This window comes from Chryseobacterium sp. UYP7, assembly GCF_056279225.1.
This window is the reverse complement of record NZ_JBWBQW010000001.1, coordinates 817,239-835,877: the sequence shown is the minus strand read 5'-3', so window position 1 is coordinate 835,877 and position 18,639 is coordinate 817,239. Positions and strand designations below refer to the sequence as shown.

Here is an 18,639-nt window from a genome sequence, read left to right as displayed (position 1 = left end):
TTTTATATTAGAAACCAACTTGAATACCCACGGAAACTGTTTTAATAACAGGTGAAGCATACCAATATCTGCCTTTCCCTATCCAAGACCATGAATTTGAAGTAGATTCTGGATCGTAATTCAACTCTTTATCGAAAACATAAGTAAATAAATTTGTCGCCCGTGCGTAAATCGTAAGATTATTAATCCCTGTGGTGTTTTTAAATAATTCACCAAAAGAATAAGCGATCCTCGTTTCCTTTAATCTGATATGATCTCCTTTATTCAAAAATCGATCAGACTCTAATCTGGAACTATTTGGATTACCAATAACCTGTTTAGGATTTACATTACTGTTATTTTCAGCACCGGGAGCATCTGTCCAGCTATTATATAATGCTTCCGTCACTTGATTTCTTGTAGGAAATCTACCATCATGTATGGTGTAAGAATGCACTGCATTTTGTACCAGGAAATCGAACTGACCGGTTAGTAAGAAGCTCAAAGAAAAGTTTCTGTATTTAAATTCATTGGTTAAACCCACATTATAAGTAGGGAACGCATTTTTACCGATCCAAGCTTCTTTGGCTTTAAGTTTATCACTTGTTACCGCAGTTCTTGTTTCGTCGGTGTACCAGATCCCTTCACCAGCTTTAATGCCGTTTGCCGCATCATCTGCCTGTGCAACACCCGCCCAGAGGTAAGTATAATATTCCCCCAATAGATGACCTGCTGATAAAGCTACCAATTCGTTACTTCCGTCTGATACGCTATCTGGATCTTTAAATTGTGCAATATCAACATTCAATTTTTCTACTTTTGATTTACCGTAAGATCCATTCGCATTGATATTCCACTGAAAGTTATCACTTCTTATCGGTGTCGCATCGATCACGATCTCGAACCCACGGTTTCTGATATCTCCAACATTGGAATTATACTCAATTGGTCCGCCAGCTTCTAATGCTGGATATGATTTAAATATGGCTTTGCTCGTTAGTTTATCATAGTAATCTAAAGTAAACTTCAAACGCTCATTAAAGAAACCAAAATCAGCACCGATATCTAAGTGTGAAGATTCCTCCCATGTTAAAGCTTGATTTCCTGGAGAAGAAACATAGCCATTTCCGATCGTATCGCCCCATCCAATTGTAGAATCATATTGTAACGTAGAGAACGCATCATATTGAGAATACCACTGATCTGCATAAGGGATATTCCCCAAAATTCCATAACTACCTCTTAAAGTAGCTGAGGAAAATGCTTTCGGCGCAAAGGCTTCATTAAATAAATTCCACGAAGCACCTACAGACCAAAAAGTTCCAAATTTTTCATCTCCTAAGGTTGAATTACCATCTCTTCGCAACTGTCCTGATACGGTATATTTACTGTCTAAGGTGTAATTTAAACGGGAGAAATATGCGATTTGTCTCCATGAAAAGTCTCTGTTACTTGCTAATTGTGTTTGTGTAAAATCAAAATAAGGTCGAGGATCGAGTTTATCAAAACTTCTTACACTTATGTTATCATACTTATGATCCTGATATTCCATCCCTAAATAGGCCTGAACATTGTGTCTGCCGTTGAAAATGTTCCGGTAACTTACAGTATTGGACCAGTTCCAGTCTAAAATCACAGTTCTAAAATCACCTAAGGCACCTTTATCCTGACCCATAATGGTATATACCGGGTGACCTGCTAGAATATTCTGTTTCTCTGTCATGAACTGCGCCTGCATTCCATAAAGGGAATTGAAATAAAAGTTTTTCACGAACTGATAATCCATATTTACCGATCCAATGATGGAATTAATGGTAGATCTGTTATCGGTTTCTTCGAGTATCGATACCGGATTAAAACCTGGAGTTGGTGAACCTTCTCCTAAATCCTGATTAAAGGTTCCATCTAAATTATATACCGGTCGAAGTGGCGAAATCATAATGGAAGAAGTTACAGGATTTGCCGAAGCTCTACCTCCAAAATATGTTTTACGCTTAATATTGGAATAATTTACATTCAGACCAAATTTTAATTTGTCTGAAGCCTTGTGATCAATCGCAGTGTTAATGCTTATTCTATTAAAATCTGAAGTTCGCACCAACGGCGTGTTCTCGTAGTATGTTCCACCAATTCTAAATGAGGTATTCGCTCCACCGCCAGAGACTCCAAAATTATAAGTATTTACAACAGATGATGTTCTGTTCACGGCCTTAACCCAATCTGTTGAGGGACCACCATCATATTGAGGTTCATAATTATCTAAGTAGTATTTTGTTGCTTGCTGAAGATCAGTAAAAGTTGTTTTTAAAACATCCTGACTATTCCACATCAAGATGCCACCCATTTTGATATATTCATCAGCATTCATTAGGTCTAACTTATCGAAAGCTCTGCTTTGAAATCCTGTTTCGCTAGAGAAATCAAAACGTGTTTTTTGATTATACTTACCTTTTTTGGTGGTAATCAAAATTACTCCGTTCGCACCTCTGGAACCATACAACGCTGTTGCAGATGCATCTTTTAGTACAGATACACTCTCAATTGCATTTGGGTCAATTGACGTTAAAGGATTCCAGGACTCCATTAAAGATGCAGTATCTGATCCTTTCCCTACTACAACACCATCAATAACATATAAAGGATTTGGCGTTCCTATTAAGGAACTTACTCCTCTAATGGTAACCATATTCGAAGATCCGGGATCTCCACTTGCAGAAGAAAAATTTAATCCTGCAACTCTACCATTCAGCACCTCATCTACAGAGGAAAACGGCGTCGATTCAAAATTAGCTTTGGAGACGGTATTATAGGAACCTACTTTTTGTGCAGGATCCAGTTTAATTCCTCCGACTAAAACGATCTCTTCGATTTCCTTTGTTTTCGTAGCGGTATCTCTCTTCGCTTTCTGCGCCATTAAGGAATGTCCTGCGAAAAACAATACCCCAATGCTTAAAACTCGTAATTTTACATTCATATTAACACTATTTAATATTTAAGAGGCAAATATGTTAATTTAATTTAACATATACAAGTTAAAATTTCGAATTATGATCTATTACCGGATAATCCTTATTGCTTTTATATCTTTTACCGACTTTGATTGAGTATTTTTTATGAAAATCGCCCAAAACATTTAATTGCTGTTTCGTACCTCAATAGTCATACTTAAAACTATCTAGCGATACATTTGAATAAACCGCAAAAAAAAGCCTGCTTTTCAGCAGGCTTTACAATATATCTGAAAATTTTATTTCAGTTTTTTCTTTACAGAAACTTCTTCATACACTTCCAGAATATCACCGTTTTCAATATCGTTGTATCCTTTAATATTCAATCCACATTCGTAACCTTTTGTTACTTCTTTCACGTCGTCTTTGAAACGTTTTAAACTTTCGAGCTCGCCTTCAAATTTCACAATTCCGTCTCTCAACAATCTGATTTTGGAGTTTCGTGTTACTTTTCCGGTAAGAACCATACAACCTGCGATCGTACCTACTTTCGTGATTTTGAAAGTTTCGCGTATTTCTACATTACCAATCACCTGCTCTTTAATTTCAGGAGAAAGCATTCCTTCCATCGCTTCTTTTACCTCATCAATTGCTTTATAGATAATTGAATACGTTCGAATTTCGATTTCTTCTTTGTCTGCCAATTCTTTCGCGTTGACACCAGCTCTTACGTTGAAACCAATCATGATCGCATCGGAAGCGGCTGCTAACAATACATCGGATTCGGTAATTTGACCAACACCCTGGTGAATAATATTCACGCTGATTTCTTCGGTTGACAAGCTTTGTAACTGATCAGAAATTGCTTCTACAGAACCATCAACATCACCTTTAAGGATAATATTCAATTCTTTGAAATCTCCAAGAGCAATACGTCTTCCTAATTCGTCTAAGGTTACATGTTTCTTGGTTCTAACTGATTGCTCACGCTGTAATTGCTCTCTTTTGGTAGCAATTGTTTTCGCTTCTCTTTCGTCTTCGAAAACCCGGAATTTATCACCCGCAGTTGGCGCTCCATCTAAACCTAAAATTGTAATTGGGATTGATGGACCTGCTTCTTCAAGTGGTTTTCCTCTTTCATCTAAAATCGCTTTTACTTTACCGTGATTTTTACCGGCAAGAACATAATCTCCTACCTTTAAAGTTCCGGTCTGTACAAGAACTGTTGAAATATATCCTCTTCCTTTATCCAAAGAAGCTTCAATAACAACACCCTGAGCGTTTTTGTCTGGATTTGCTGTTAACTCTAACATTTCTGCCTGAAGCAATACTTTTTCCAGTAAAGCATCCATATTGTTACCCAACTTAGCAGATACTTCCTGAGACTGAATATTTCCACCCCATTCTTCCACTAAGATATTCATAGCAGAAAGCTGCTGGCGAATATTATCTGGATTAGCATTTGGTCTGTCCACTTTATTCAAAGCAATGATCATCGGAACTCCCGCAGCCTGTGCGTGAGAGATCGCTTCTTTTGTTTGTGGCATTACATCATCATCGGTAGCAATTACAATAATTGCAATATCGGTGATCTGCGCTCCCCTCGCTCTCATCGCGGTAAAGGCTTCGTGACCTGGTGTATCAAGGAACGTAATTCTTTGACCGTTCTCCAGTTTCACGTTGTATGCTCCAATATGCTGCGTAATTCCACCGGATTCACCAGCGATCACGTTTGTTTTTCTAATATAATCCAGCAAAGATGTTTTACCATGATCTACGTGACCCATTACGGTAACGATCGGTGCTCTGGTTTTTAGATCATCTGCCGTATCTGTATTTTCTTCAATCACTGATTCTTCCAAATCAGCATCAGAGAATTCAATCTTAAATCCGAATTCATCGGCAACTAATAATAAGGTGTCAGCTTCTAAACGCTGATTCATCGTTACCATTACGCCCAAAGAGAAACATGCAGAAATTACTTCAGTCGGACTCACATTCATCAAACTCGCCAATTCGCCAACGGTAATAAATTCCGTTACCTTCAAGGTTCTGTCTGCTGCATCCATTTCCTGCTGCATTTCGTCTTGCTCTCTTCTGTAAACTCTTTTCTCTTTTCTATATTTAGCCCCTTTATTCTTACCTGCTTTGCTGGTAAGTTTTTCCAGGGTTTCTTTGATCTGGTTTTTAACCTGCTCGTCGGTTAATTCAACAGGCATTGTAGGTGCACCTCTTCTGGAACCACCTGGTCCTGAAGGTCGGTTGTTGCCACCTTGATATCCGCCTGGTCTACTTTGTCCCGGTCCTGGAGGTCTGTTTCCGCCGGGTCCCGGAGGTCGGTTTCCACCTGCACCCGGAGGTCGGTTTCCCTGTTGTTGATTTCCACCTGCACCCGGCGTATTGGCTCCCGGAGTTCCAGGTTTTTCAATACGTTTTCTCTTTTTCTTCGCTGCAGCACTGTTAGCTGAAGGTTTAGGTTTATTGAACTGGGACAGATCTACCGTTTCTTTCAATATCTTTACACCCCCTAGTTTCTGGTAAACCGTTTCTATTTTAGTAGATTCCGGGTTTTCACCATCAGAAGGAATAATTTCCGGCGTCGGAGCTGCAGGAGTTTCTGCAGGTGCAGAAGGTGCTACCACAGTTTCAGCTGGAGTTTCCACTTTTGGAGCAGGAGTTTCTTCTGCTTTCGCAGCAGGTTTCTCTTCCTCTTTTTTCAGTGGAGCAGATTTTGAAGATTTTGGCTTGTTACCTCCAATTTGAGACAGATCGATCTTATCTAAAATCTTAAATTCCTGTTTTTCAGGAGTTGTAAGAACGGTAGGAGTTTCTTTTACAGGGACTTCTACTTTTACTTCCGGTTCTGCCGGTTTAGGTTCCTGAACTTCTTCTTTCTTAGCATCAAGATCGATTTTGCCCAAAACTTTTGTTTCGGGTCTCACGTTTGATTTGGCTCTTATTACCTCAGGTTTTGATGCTTCAATTTCCAGTTTTTCTTCCGGAACCTTTGCAATCACCACCTCATGAGAAGCTTTTCTTTGTTCCCCGTCTTTGCGGAACTCCGCTTCTAATGCAGAATATGCCGATTCTTCCAATTGAGCGTTCGGGTTACTTTCTACTACGATTCCCTTGGACTGCAGAAATTCTACAAGTCTTGTCATCGAAATATTAAATTCCTTAACCGCTTTGTTTAATCTAATTTTTGGCATGTATATTTTATACTTTTATTTAAATTTTTGTAAAGTTAAATTATTTTAACTTGATTGTCAATTAATCTGAAGTTTAGTCTTCAAATTCTGCTTTTAAGATCTGTTTTACTTCTTCGATGGTCTCTTCTTCCAAATCTACCATTTTTAAAAGTGCTTCTGTATCCTTGTCTATAATACTCTTTGCAGTATTAAGACCTACTTTCCGGAATTCATCAATGATCCACTGTTCGATATCTCCTTCTTCGGTACCTACGAATTCTTTCAATTCAACATCATCATCTTCATTGGATTCTCTGTGAACATCGATTTCAAATCCTGTTAACCAGGAAGCTAATCTAATGTTTTGCCCTTGTTTACCAATCACCCGCGAAATTTCTTCCACCGGCGTGTAAACCATCGCATAATTCGTTTCCAGATTAATATCAATTTTATTAATAGTGATATTTCCTAAAGCTCTCTTCACCATGATCTCGGGGTTCTTGGACCACTGAATCACGTCTATATTTTCATTTTTCAATTCGCGGACAACGCCGTGAATTCTGGAACCTTTTACTCCAACACAAGCTCCCACAGGATCTATTCTGTCATCATAAGCATCTACCGCGATCTTCGCTTTCTCTCCCGGAATTCTCACTACTTTTTTCAAAATAATGGTTCCGTCCTGAATCTCAGGAATTTCCAGTTCAAGCAATTTCTCCAAAAATTTAGAGGCTGTTCTGGAAACGATAATTTGAGGTTTTGCGCCTTTAAAATCTACGCTTTCAACGATCGCTCTAATATTTTCTCCTTTTTTAAAGAAGTCGGATGGAATTTGATTTTCTTTCGGCAAGATAAATTCGTTATCCTCATCATCTAATAAAATAACATGTTTGTGACGGATATGATGAACTTCGCCGGTCACAATTTCTCCGATTTTATCTTTAAACTGCTCATATAAATAAGCGTTATTATGTTCCTGAAGTTTAGTTGCTAAAATTTGCTTCAACGTTAAAATACTTCTTCGACCTAACTGTGCAATTGGAATCTCTACTGTAAAATCTTCGCCTACTTCAAAAGTTGGGTCAATTTTTTTCGCTTCCGAAAGTTCAATTTCCAGATCGTCATCTTCAGACATATCATCTTCAACAATGGTCTTATTTAAAAATATCTGAAAATCCCCTTTGTCAGGGTTTACAATAACGTCGAAATGATCATCGGAATCGAATCTTTTTCTTAATAAAGTTTTCAATGAATCTTCAATAATCGCCATCAGGTCAATCTTGCTGATGTTTTTATCTTCTTTGAAATCGCCAAATGCTTCAATCAATGCTAAACCGTCCATTTATCTTCTATTTTATAAGTGATGAATGATGCGTGAGAGGTATCACCACATCGTTTTTATTTAAAATTTTACTGCAACAAGTGCTTTCTTTATCTCGGTGTACGGAATTTCTCTTTCTTCCACTACATCTACTTTCCCTTTTCCTATTTCTTTAGGTTTACGGTATTTTAAGATCATTGTGATTTTGTCGTCTTCAACTTTGATCAGTTCTCCTTCAATTTCTTTAGAATCATCTAACACGATCTCCAGTTCACGACCAATATTTTTTCTAAACTGTCGCGGAGAAACCAATGGTTCACTTAAACCCGCACTCATGACCTGAAGGGAGAAATCATGCTCCTCACGATCCATATTATTTTCGATAGCGCGACTTGCATCTAAGCAGTCCTGCAACCTTACACCGTCGTCTCCATCCAGAATCACTGTGATCGCATCTGCCACAGAAATTTTCAGATCAATAAGATAAAGATCTTCTCTTTCTGCGAGAAAAGTATTGAGTAATTCTTCTATTTGCTGTCTAAATTCCATATCCTTAATTTGCTTTACGAAAAAAGGCATTCTTGCGAAGGCCTTTTCATTTTTTCCGTAATTCCGATGCAAAGATACACAAATTTGATAAATCGACAAAATACCTTTGCGGTTAATAATTGAGTAGCAACCAACAAGCAATAAATTATTTATATTTGCGCCAACTTTAAAACTCGAATTTTGAATATTACGATTGTTGGGACCGGATATGTGGGACTTGTTACAGGAACTACGCTGGCAGAATTAGGAAACACGGTTTACTGTGTTGACATTGATGCGCAGAAAGTTGAAACGATGAAAAAGGGAATTGTTCCCATTTACGAACCCGGTCTTGAGGAAATGTTTCTGCGAAATATTCAGGCACAGCGATTATTTTTTACGACAGAATTAAAGGATGCTCTGGAGAAAAGTGAAGTTATTTATTTAGCGCTTCCAACGCCGCCCGGAGAAGACGGTTCTGCGGATCTTTCCTACGTTCTTTCTGTTGCAGATCAAATAGGAAGTTTACTGACTGATTATAAAGTGATCGTAAATAAATCGACGGTTCCGGTAGGAACTGCAGACAAAGTGAGCGCGGCAATTTCAGCAAAAACTCAAGTTGAATTTGACGTTGTTTCTAATCCCGAATTTTTGCGCGAAGGTTTTGCGGTAGAGGATTCCATGAATCCAGCCAGAGTGATTGTTGGCAGCGAGTCGGAACGAGCGAAAGAAATTATGGGCAAAATTTACCAGCCTTTTACCAATATTGGAATTCCTATTATTTTTATGGATGAGAAATCCTCGGAACTCACCAAATATGCTGCGAATTCTTTTCTGGCCGTGAAAATTACCTTTATGAATGAGATCGCCAACTATTGCGAAAAAGTTGGTGCCGACGTTGATAAAGTCCGTTTGGGAATGGGTTCGGATGACAGAATTGGACATCGCTTTCTTTTTCCCGGAATCGGTTATGGAGGAAGCTGTTTTCCGAAAGATGTGAAGGCTCTAATACGTTCCGGAAAGCAGGAAGATTTTGATTTCCAGATTTTAGAAGCCACAGAAAATGTAAATCGGACTCAGAAAGTGATCTTGATTTCAGAAATTGAAAAATATTTTGGCGGAAATCTTCAAGGCAAAAAAATCGCATTGTGGGGTTTAGCTTTTAAAGCAAATACTGATGATGTTCGGGAAGCTTCCTCCTTAGATAATATTAAGATCTTATTAGAAAAAGGCGCAGAAATAGTAGCGTATGATTCCATCGCCGAAGAAAATGTAAAGAAAATTTTAGGTGATAAAATTTCCTACGCCAAAGAAATGTACGCTGCCTTAGATGATGCCGACTGTCTTTTGATCGCAACGGAATGGAGCGAATTTAAAAATCCGAACTTCAAACTGATGGCGAAAAAAATGAAAAATAAAGCGATTTTCGACGGTAGAAATATGTTCCCCCTAGAACAGGTAGAAGATTCTGGATTTTACTACAAATCGATCGGCCGGAAAACTTTGAAATAATTTTCAGCCCTCACAAAAACATCACATCTTGAAAATAAATTTATCCCTTAAACTTCTATTTGCAGCACTATTGGCTTTTACGGTTAGTAGTTTTGTTTATTTTTCGTTTGGGAATATTTATTCTTCCAAGATCTTGAACTACAAAGATTTTTCGGAACAGTTCCACTCCGGAATTTATCAGTATAGAATTTTAAGCGGCTATTTTCTGATTTGGATTTATGATTTTTTATCAGATTTACATATCGATTATCAAATCTTCAAATTCAAATTTATTAACGCAGATTCTGAACCGAAAATGTATTTATCATTTTATATTTTAAATACCATTTTTGCAGTTTTAAGTGCCATTGTTATGGTCTTGATAACAGAGTCAAAAAATTTCGTCGCGACCCATGCAGAAAAATTGATGATTATTGCGACTGCAATTTTTGTGATGGTATTTTCTCAATTTGTAATTGTTCCTTATGATATTTCGAGCTATTTTTTCTTACTGCTCTTCTTTTATATATTGCTTAAATATTTAGAAAAAAGGTCAGTTTCAAAGTTGATTCTGTTGATAACCATCATGATCTTCTCGACGTTAAACCGGGAATCTTCCGCGCTTTCGCTCTCATTGGCAGCGACAATACTCTATGCAAAATATGGTTTGAAAAAGGAAACGATCACTCCTCTACTTTGTTTAGGAATTACTTTTATCGCCGTCTATTTTGGAATGCGACTAATAAGTGAAAGCTTTTCCACGAACGACGGAAACCTTCTGCTGCAAAATTTTAGGCAGCCTAAAAATATTTTAGGATTACTTTTCTGGATGGTCTTTTTCGTATTCACATTGCTTATTGCAAAAGACCGAAAAGCCTTCAATCTCATTTTAATTTTTCATGTTCTGTCTCTACCATATATCTTCATGTGTTTTTACACAGGAATAATTTACGAAGTGCGTCTTTATATTCCTCTTTTTATTACATCACTGTTTCTCGCCCGAACGGAACTTTCGAAAATTCAATAATTTACCTTATTTTTGATAAAAATTTACTATTTTACAGATGAACGAACCTCAACAAGAATGGACCGAAACCATCGAATCCAGCCACTCTTTATTTGACTTAAAACTTGCAGAAGTTTGGCGGTACAAAGATTTGGTTTATATGTTTGTGAAAAGGGATTTTGTCTCAGAATTTAAGCAGACGATACTGGGTCCAATCTGGTTTTTCATCAATCCAATATTTACCACTTTAGTCTACGTAATTGTCTTTGGAAATATTGCGGGTTTATCAACAGATGGCGCTCCGAAAGTCTTGTTTTATCTGGCCGGTGTTACCCTGTGGAATTATTTTTCCAATTGCCTTACAAGAACCTCCAGCGTATTTCGAGATAATGCCTCCATTTTCGGAAAAGTTTATTTCCCACGTTTGGTAATGCCTTTAACGATTGTAATTTCTAATCTCATGAAATTTGGAGTTCAGTTTGGACTTTTTATTTGTTTCCTTATTTATTACATAATTATTGGAGAAGTACATCCAAATATCTGGGTTTTAGCGACACCTTTTATTGTGATTTTAATGGCGGCTTTTGCCTTAGGTACGGGAATGATATTTTCTGCTTTAACCACCAAATATCGGGACCTACAAATGTTATTAGGATTTGGAGTAAGTCTGTTCATGTATGCTACTCCAGTAATTTATCCCTTATCATCCCTAAAAGGAATTTGGAAAGAAATTGCACTATATAATCCTTTGACCGGAATTTTCGAATGCTTCAAATACGGTTGGCTTGGAGTTGGAGATTTCTCCAGCACTATGCTTTTGGTCAGCAGTTTTATTATCTTTTTGATACTTGCAGTAGGAACGGTTATTTTTACGAAAGTGGAAAAAGGTTTTATGGATACTGTTTAGAAGAGCCAGTATTAAAGTGAAGAAGATCAATTTTAAAACGATTCAAAAAAAATAAATTAAAGAAGATGCTTGCATTAAAGGCAGAAAATATATCAAAGCAATACCGTCTTGGACAAGTTGGAACAGGAACCCTTTCCCATGACATGAACCGTTTTTGGCATCAACTGCGCGGAAAAGAAGATCCTTATCTGAAAATTGGTGAAGCTAATGACCGCGCTAACAAAGGTGAAAGCGACTACGTTTGGTCTTTACGCGATATTAATTTTGAAATCGAGCAAGGCGATGCTGTAGGAATTATCGGTAGAAATGGCGCCGGAAAATCAACATTGTTAAAGTTGCTTAGCAAAGTAACGAAACCTAAGACGGGGAAAATTTACACCAATGGCCGCATTGCATCTTTACTAGAAGTAGGAACAGGATTCCATCCCGAAATGACCGGCCGCGAAAACATTTATTTGAATGGCGCAATTCTCGGAATGACAAGAAAAGAGATCAAACGTAAATTTGATGAGATCGTAGATTTTTCTGGAGTTGAAAGATACATTGACACACCTGTTAAAAGATACTCTTCTGGAATGTATGTCCGTTTAGCATTTGCCGTTGCGGCACATTTAGAATCTGAAATCCTAATTGTAGATGAAGTTTTGGCTGTTGGTGATGCAGAGTTTCAGAAAAAATGTCTGGGGAAAATGGGTGATGTAAGCAAAGGTGAAGGAAGAACGGTTTTGTTTGTGAGTCATAATATCGCAGCCGTTAAAAACCTTTGTGACAAAGGAATTCTTTTAAAAGATGGCAATCTAATTACTCAGGGAGCAATTGAAAAAGTGATCAACACTTATGATCTGGAGTTTATTTCCCAAGATAAAAACTTTAAAATTCATTATCCGGTTCAGCCAGATTTAGACATGCAATTATTGGATGTAGAACTTCAGAAACCTTATGATCATAATCGATTATTCACGAATGACTTATTGACTTTTAACTTTACAATTGAGGTGCGAACACCTGTTCCTAATTCTTACATTACTATAGATGTAAAAGACAAAAATGACGAATTAATTTATTGGACCTCTGATTATACGACTGCCCGCTTTGTTAAAAACGAAAAAGGAACATTTAACGTGCAAGGAACCTTTCCTAAATATTTGCTCGCCAGTGGATTTTACTATGTGACATTTGCTATTTATTCACCTTCTTCCAATAAAGTTTCTCACCATCAGCCAGAATATAAAATTTCGTTTGAAGTTGAAGAAGATGAAAATTCTTTTCTTCAAAAATTTGGAATTGTAAGACCTGGTAAAATTGGTGTTGAAAGCGACTGGAAAAGTCAAAAAATGTTATGATCTCAATCGTTACCGCATATTACAATCGTAAAAAACTGTTCATTAATACGTTGCAAAGTATTAAAGCACAGAACTCTACTTCTTTGCTGGAAGTAATTGCGGTAGATGACGGAAGTGACGAAAATGAGCGCTTAGAGGATTTGATTACGGAATTTCCTTTTCTAAAAGTGATTCGTTTAGAAAAAAAAAACAAATGGTATCACAACTCTTGCATTCCTTTTAATATCGGTTTCAAAGCGGCTAAAGGTGATATGATCATTATTCAGAATCCGGAATGCTTTCATTTTGGAAATATTCTGGATTATACCGAAAAAAATCTTATTCAAAATAAATATTTAAGTTTTGGCTGCTTTTCACTGGATAAAGAATCAACTGAAAAACTTTCAGCATCAACAACTTCCGAAGAAATTTTAGCCGTCATTAAAAAAAACAATCATACGGTTCAACAGGATGGTGACGCAGGGTGGTATAATCATTCGATTCATCGGCCCGAAGCTTTTCATTTCTGTACTGCGATCACTAAAAAAGATCTTAACGAACTCGGTGGATTTGATGAACTTTTTGCACTTGGGATCGGTTTTGATGACAATGAATTTCTATCCCGGATAAAAAAAAGGAAACTGGATGTTCAATTTATCGATGATAAAGTCGTATTGCATCAAAATCATTATTCTGCAAGTTCCAACTCTTTTCAAAACAGAGAATATAAAAATTACCTGATCTCGAGAAATAAAAACCTTTTCTATAAATTGGAAAAAAAGAAATATTACAAAGCCAATAAGATCTCTAAATATCTTGATCTCCAACTTAAAAAATTATATATTAAAATAGTTCTTAATATAATTGAGCGTGCCCGTTAGAATAATTTCAATCAATAGTCTCAGATATGTCTTATCCCTTCCAAAAAAACTACATCAATACCATTAAATCTATCAAAGGAATTTGGGCTGGACTAGAAGCGTATTATGACAACCTCAAAGCTAAAAAAGAATTTAGAGAACTTTTAAATAATGATCCTTTGATCCTTGCACAAAAGCATGATCCGAAATCAATTCCGGTCTTGATTATCAACTTTAACCAGTTTTTATATCTAGAGAAGTTGATCAGCTTTCTTGAGAAAAGAAATTTTTCAAATATTGTCATACTTGACAATAATTCTACTTATCCACCACTTTTAGACTATTACAAAAAAATTGAGAGAAAGGTTAAAATTGAATATATAGCAGAAAACTACGGTCATCAGGTTTTATATCTAGCGCCGCACCTCTTAGAAAAACATTGTCAAGGTTATTACTTTTTGACGGATTCCGATATCATTCCCAATAATGATCTGCCCGAAAATTTTGTGGACCAAATGATGAAAAAACTCGATCAATATTTTTGTAAAGTGACCAAAGTTGGTTTTGCATTAAGGATCGATGATCTTCCCGCACACTTTAAACTAAAAGAAAAAGTATTGACCTGGGAAGCAAAATTTTGGCAAAATCAAGTGGAAACGAATGGATATCTTACGACGATCGATACTACTTTTGCACTTTACAAACCACGGTACGGACTCCAATTTACCAATATCGATTTTTTAAAAGGACTCCGTTTAGCCGGAGATTACACAGCAACACACGGCGGTTGGTATATTAATACGGAAAATTTATCGGAAGAAAATAAATTTTATTTCGCAACCGTCAACAAATCTGCCTCCTGGGCTTTAGATGAAAGTGGAAAATCCTTAGCAGGTTACGAACAAAAGGAAAATAGAAATTTTTAAATACCTCCGTTTAGAATGACTAAAATCTCCATCATCGTACTCACCTACAATCACGCAAATTTTATACGTCAAAATTTGGAGGGGATTTTATCGCAAAAAGTTAAGACGCAAATTGAATTGATTATTTGTGATGACCATTCAACAGACGCAACTGTCAAAGCGATTAACGAAGTCATTAGTTCTACACCCGATAATTTCGAGGTAAAGTTTTTCAGACATGATCAAAATATTGGAGCCACGCCCAATTTCTATTTTGCGCTGGAAAAAGTAACGGGAGATTTTGTGGCATTTTGTGAAGGTGATGACTATTGGACCGATCCATCAAAACTACAGATGCAGCTTGATTTTCTTGAAGCAAATCCAGATTACAGCCTTTGTTTTCATACCGCTGTTAATATTTCTGATGATGAGGAAATTAATGGAACCGAATTTTCTAAAGTTGAAGATAGGGACTACTCTGCACTGGAAATTTATAAACACTGGATCGTACATACCGCAACCGTAATGATGAGCTCAGAAGTTTTAAAATCCAAAGCTAAACAGGCAACTTTAAAAGAACTTGATCTACAATATTTCGACACCGTATTGTTTTTAGCGGCATCTACAATTGGAAAAATGCGTGGTATCTCAAAAAAAATGTCAGCGTACCGTCGTCATGAAGCAGGACTTTCTGCAGGAAAAGTAAATTTCAAGCGTGATCTACAGCACAATAAATTAGACGAGATCATCGGTAAATATTACGGTGGAGAAATTAAGAAATTATCTGACTGGCATATTTTTTTGCGATCTAATCTTAATTTTAATATTTTAAGCAAAGGAAATAAAATTGTCTCCGCAATTAAATTTCTACCTTGGCTGTTACGAAACAGGATCTTTATTTATTACTGGATGAAAAAATAATTGCATTCATCACCTATCTTCCCAAAATGTCTCAAAAAACTAAAATCATATTTCTTTGCAGCGGCCCACCAACAGACAAAAAAATCTGGTCGGGTACGATTAATCAAATGTACCAGGCTTTCCTGGCGCAGGGATTTGAGGTGGAATGGATTCCTGTAAATAAATTTTCTCCTTTAGAATCTAAATTCTTTTTATCGGTAGAAAATCTTCATAAAAAAATATTTAACCGCGGATTCAACCGCAATCATTTTTTGGCTAAAGCATTCTCCGCTTCACGAAAACTTAATCATCATTTAAAAAATTCTGATGCAGACTTAATTTTTGCACCAACAACGATTGCAGATATTGCTTTTTTAAAAACCAGAATACCCATTCTTTATCTTAATGATGCTACCTTTCATCAACTCCTCAATTATTATGGTGGAATGAGTGGATTCGGGTGGCTTTCAAAAAAAACTACGGTGTTTTTAGAAAAATTAGCGCTTCAGAAATCCGATGCTTTGGTATTTTCCTCGGATTGGGCCGCAAATCATGCGGTAGAGTTCTACAAAATCCCGAAAGAAAAAGTTAATGTGATTAAATTTGGATCCAACTCCAGAGCGCCGGAAAAAATTACAGAAAAAGATTATACTGGCGAAATAACATTTCTCTTTTTAGGTGTAGAATGGGATCGGAAAGGAGGTCAAATCGCTTTAGATGCGATCAACATTTTACGTAAAAGAAATTATCCGGTAAAATTACAGGTCGTCGGATGTATTCCTCCCGTCGCTAATACTGATCCAATGAATGTAATTCCTTTTCTGAACAAAAACAATCCAACGGAGGCATTACAAATTTTTGATTTTCTGCAGAATTCTCACTTTATGTTTATGCCAACACGGGCAGATTGCACGCCGATTTCGTTTTGTGAAGCAGCGAGTTACGGCTTACCCGTGATCTCAACCAACACAGGCGGCGTTGCAGCAGTAGTAGAATCCGGAAAAACCGGTATACTGTTGCCTTTAGAAGCAATTGCAGAAAATTATGCTGATCAAATTGAAATTCTGCTGCGCAATCCAGAAAAAATAAAATTGTATTCTTTAAATGGTAGAAAAAAATATGAAGAAGAATTGAACTGGAAAATCTGGGGAGAGAAAGTGGCAGAAAAGGTAGCCTCACTTTTAGAAAAATCGTAAAACTAACCCCTCAATTTTTGAAGGATCCGAAATTTGAAATAGTATAAATTCCATAGAAATGGATAATTCAGTAAGCTCCTGAAAATTGGTTGCTTAGTTTTCAAAGCAATATCCCAATAATTCCTGGTAAGCATTTCTTTTTCCTTCGCTGATTTTGAAACGCCCAGTTTCGTTTTCAAAGCAAGCATTGCATAATTTGGATTATTCAATAATCGCTGATATAAATTTTGACTCAAACCATCCTCCAGATATTCACCAAAAGCAAGAATATGGTCAGTAAAAAGAATTTTGTAATTTTTAATGATGGGAATTAACTGCACACTTTCCTGACAAAAATTTTCATTTTCAAAAACAGGAAAGGGATATTTTTTGATCACTTCTATTTTAAAAACATAAACCATTTCACCCGCAAAATTCCATCGATAACTGTTATACTCCGTCCATTTTTTTATATCACTATTCCTTTTTTCGTCGACTAATGCTTCTGGCGCATGAATAAAAGTAAATCCTCCATATTCTTCCCCAGTTGTTTCGAATGCTAAGTCCTGGCAAACTTCCAGACAGTCATTTGCGAGAAAATCGTCGCTGTCGATAGGTAAATACCATTTTCCTTCTGCATTATTTACTGCATAGTTGATGGCAATATGTTTCCCCTGATTTTTCTGCTTCATATATCGGACAGGAAAATCTGCTTCACTAATAAACTGAGCAACCAATTCTGCGGTATTATCCGTTGAACCGTCATCAATAATTAACCACTCGAAATTACGGATCGTTTGGCTGGACAGACTTTGAAAAAGACGGCTTAATAAATAACCTCGATTATAAGTAGGAGTGAAAACGGTAAACAGCATTTTGTTTTATAAATTGTGCCTAAAAATACATAAAATATTTCTGAAAGTTTAATTATATCATCCGTAATCCCCACTATTGCTAAAAAATGTAACTTTACGAATAATTTCCATTGATGAAGAAAAAAATACTTTTTGAAGTAGATATAAAAGACTGGGCGTTCTATTTCATGGTTAAATCATGGTCTTTAAAATTAGCAGATGAATATGATTGTTATTACGTTTGTAATGATGCTTATCGCATAAAAGGTCTTAAAAAATTGGGTGTTGTTAAAAGATTCGCTTTAAACTTCATTTCCGCAATTCGATTCACATTTTATCAGAGATTTTCCAGAAATAATAAAAAAGTTCAGTTTATTGATTCGTCCGGAAATTATTCTTTTCCAAAATACACGAAACCTTTCGTAACTCCTTTTATTGATGAATCCAAATCTGTTAAAATTCTTCATTTTGATTATATAGTTTCGATGGCGTATTTTTTTCAATATGTCGCGGAAATTCCCTTCACAGGTAAAAAAAATCTGGTCGGAATTTTTAATGACTGCTTTCCTCATCTTGGTCCGGAATACGACTTTAAAACTAAAACTGATGTGAATTCCCTTTCTCGTGCAGAATTTTTTACGAAATATTTAAAACAATATGATTTTCTGTTACTTGCTAACGAAAATCTTATTCGTGCTTATCAAGACCATACCGAAAATCTGGAGTTTGCTCTTGGAATTTATAAAGAAGACCTTTTCGGACGAACTAAAATTAAAAGTGAAATTTTCACCCTGGGTTGGACCGGAAATCCAAATCGTCCTGTTAAAGGTTTTTTTGAAGTAATAGAACCGGCAGTAAAAAAAGTTAGGGAAACGGGCAGAAAGGTTCGACTAAAAACATCGTTTAATGCAACCTACGAAGAAATGATCGAGTTCTATAATGATGTCGATCTTGCCGTAATCGCCTCTAGCGGCGATGGCGCTCCAACCATGTTTTGCGAAGCGAGTCTTTCGGACATTCCGTCGGTATCAACATTTATCGGATTGCCATCAATGGTGATCCAGGATAAAGTTAATGGCATTTTTATTAACCGCGATATCGATGAAATGGCAAATGCAATTATTTATCTTTATGAAAATCGGGATGTTTTGGAAGGTTTTTCTAAAAGGATCAAAAAGGATTATTTAGATAAAATGAGCAATGAAAAAAATATTGAGAAAATTCGAAAAGTGCTGAAAAAATTAAATTAGATATT

14 protein-coding genes are annotated in these 18,639 nt (G+C 36.4%); 9 read left to right on the top strand and 5 right to left on the bottom strand.

Annotation, left to right across the window (positions count from 1 at the left end; translation table 11 throughout):
* Window positions 1-7 precede the first annotated feature (7 nt).
* The 4 genes from ACZ9HT_RS03945 to rimP all read right to left on the bottom strand — a co-directional run bounded on the left by ACZ9HT_RS03945 (window position 8) and on the right by rimP (window position 7,985).
* On the bottom strand, window positions 8-2,953 hold the full coding sequence (locus ACZ9HT_RS03945; RefSeq protein ID WP_476039141.1) for a SusC/RagA family TonB-linked outer membrane protein: 2,946 nt from the start codon (window positions 2,951-2,953) through the stop codon (window positions 8-10).
* 273 nt (window positions 2,954-3,226) lie between these two features.
* On the bottom strand, window positions 3,227-6,136 hold the full coding sequence (gene infB, locus ACZ9HT_RS03940) for a translation initiation factor IF-2 (RefSeq protein WP_476039140.1): 2,910 nt from the start codon (window positions 6,134-6,136) through the stop codon (window positions 3,227-3,229).
* Window positions 6,137-6,209: 73 nt separating this feature from the next.
* Window positions 6,210-7,457 (bottom strand): transcription termination factor NusA, encoded by a 1,248-nt coding sequence (gene nusA / locus ACZ9HT_RS03935; protein WP_476039139.1) that lies wholly within the window; start codon window positions 7,455-7,457, stop codon window positions 6,210-6,212.
* 60 nt (window positions 7,458-7,517) lie between these two features.
* Window positions 7,518-7,985, bottom strand: a complete 468-nt coding sequence (rimP, locus tag ACZ9HT_RS03930; RefSeq protein ID WP_476039138.1) for a ribosome assembly cofactor RimP — start codon at window positions 7,983-7,985, stop codon at window positions 7,518-7,520.
* Window positions 7,986-8,165: 180 nt separating this feature from the next.
* On the opposite strand from rimP, the gene ACZ9HT_RS03925 reads away from it, so the two are divergent.
* The 8 genes from ACZ9HT_RS03925 to ACZ9HT_RS03890 all read left to right on the top strand — a co-directional run bounded on the left by ACZ9HT_RS03925 (window position 8,166) and on the right by ACZ9HT_RS03890 (window position 16,551).
* Window positions 8,166-9,476 carry a UDP-glucose dehydrogenase family protein gene (locus ACZ9HT_RS03925; protein ID WP_476039137.1) on the top strand — a complete coding sequence of 437 codons (1,311 nt, stop codon included), beginning with the start codon at window positions 8,166-8,168 and terminating at the stop codon, window positions 9,474-9,476.
* A 28-nt stretch (window positions 9,477-9,504) separates the two neighbouring features.
* Window positions 9,505-10,482, top strand: coding sequence for a hypothetical protein (locus tag ACZ9HT_RS03920; RefSeq protein ID WP_476039136.1), 978 nt, complete (start codon window positions 9,505-9,507; stop codon window positions 10,480-10,482).
* A 37-nt stretch (window positions 10,483-10,519) separates the two neighbouring features.
* Window positions 10,520-11,368 carry an ABC transporter permease gene (locus tag ACZ9HT_RS03915; RefSeq protein ID WP_476039135.1) on the top strand — a complete coding sequence of 283 codons (849 nt, stop codon included), beginning with the start codon at window positions 10,520-10,522 and terminating at the stop codon, window positions 11,366-11,368.
* A gap of 65 nt (window positions 11,369-11,433) precedes the next feature.
* Entirely contained in the window at window positions 11,434-12,711 is a 1,278-nt protein-coding gene (locus tag ACZ9HT_RS03910) for an ABC transporter ATP-binding protein (RefSeq protein ID WP_476039134.1), read from the top strand.
* A complete protein-coding gene (locus ACZ9HT_RS03905) occupies window positions 12,708-13,571 on the top strand; it encodes a glycosyltransferase family 2 protein (protein WP_476039133.1) in 864 nt (287 codons plus the stop codon). The genes ACZ9HT_RS03910 and ACZ9HT_RS03905 overlap by 4 nt, the downstream gene beginning before the upstream one ends.
* A gap of 26 nt (window positions 13,572-13,597) precedes the next feature.
* Entirely contained in the window at window positions 13,598-14,476 is an 879-nt protein-coding gene (locus tag ACZ9HT_RS03900; protein ID WP_476039132.1) for a glycosyltransferase family protein, read from the top strand.
* Window positions 14,477-14,491: 15 nt separating this feature from the next.
* Entirely contained in the window at window positions 14,492-15,376 is an 885-nt protein-coding gene (locus tag ACZ9HT_RS03895; RefSeq protein WP_476039131.1) for a glycosyltransferase, read from the top strand.
* Window positions 15,328-16,551 carry a glycosyltransferase family 4 protein gene (locus ACZ9HT_RS03890; RefSeq protein ID WP_476039130.1) on the top strand — a complete coding sequence of 408 codons (1,224 nt, stop codon included), beginning with the start codon at window positions 15,328-15,330 and terminating at the stop codon, window positions 16,549-16,551. The genes ACZ9HT_RS03895 and ACZ9HT_RS03890 overlap by 49 nt, the downstream gene beginning before the upstream one ends.
* A 2-nt stretch (window positions 16,552-16,553) precedes the next feature.
* On the opposite strand, the gene ACZ9HT_RS03885 is transcribed toward ACZ9HT_RS03890, so the two are convergent.
* Window positions 16,554-17,405 carry a glycosyltransferase family A protein gene (locus ACZ9HT_RS03885; protein WP_476039129.1) on the bottom strand — a complete coding sequence of 284 codons (852 nt, stop codon included), beginning with the start codon at window positions 17,403-17,405 and terminating at the stop codon, window positions 16,554-16,556.
* Window positions 17,406-17,518: 113 nt separating this feature from the next.
* Between ACZ9HT_RS03885 and ACZ9HT_RS03880 the strand changes: the two genes are divergently transcribed.
* Entirely contained in the window at window positions 17,519-18,634 is a 1,116-nt protein-coding gene (locus ACZ9HT_RS03880) for a glycosyltransferase (protein ID WP_476039128.1), read from the top strand.
* The last annotated feature ends 5 nt before the right edge of the window (window positions 18,635-18,639 follow it).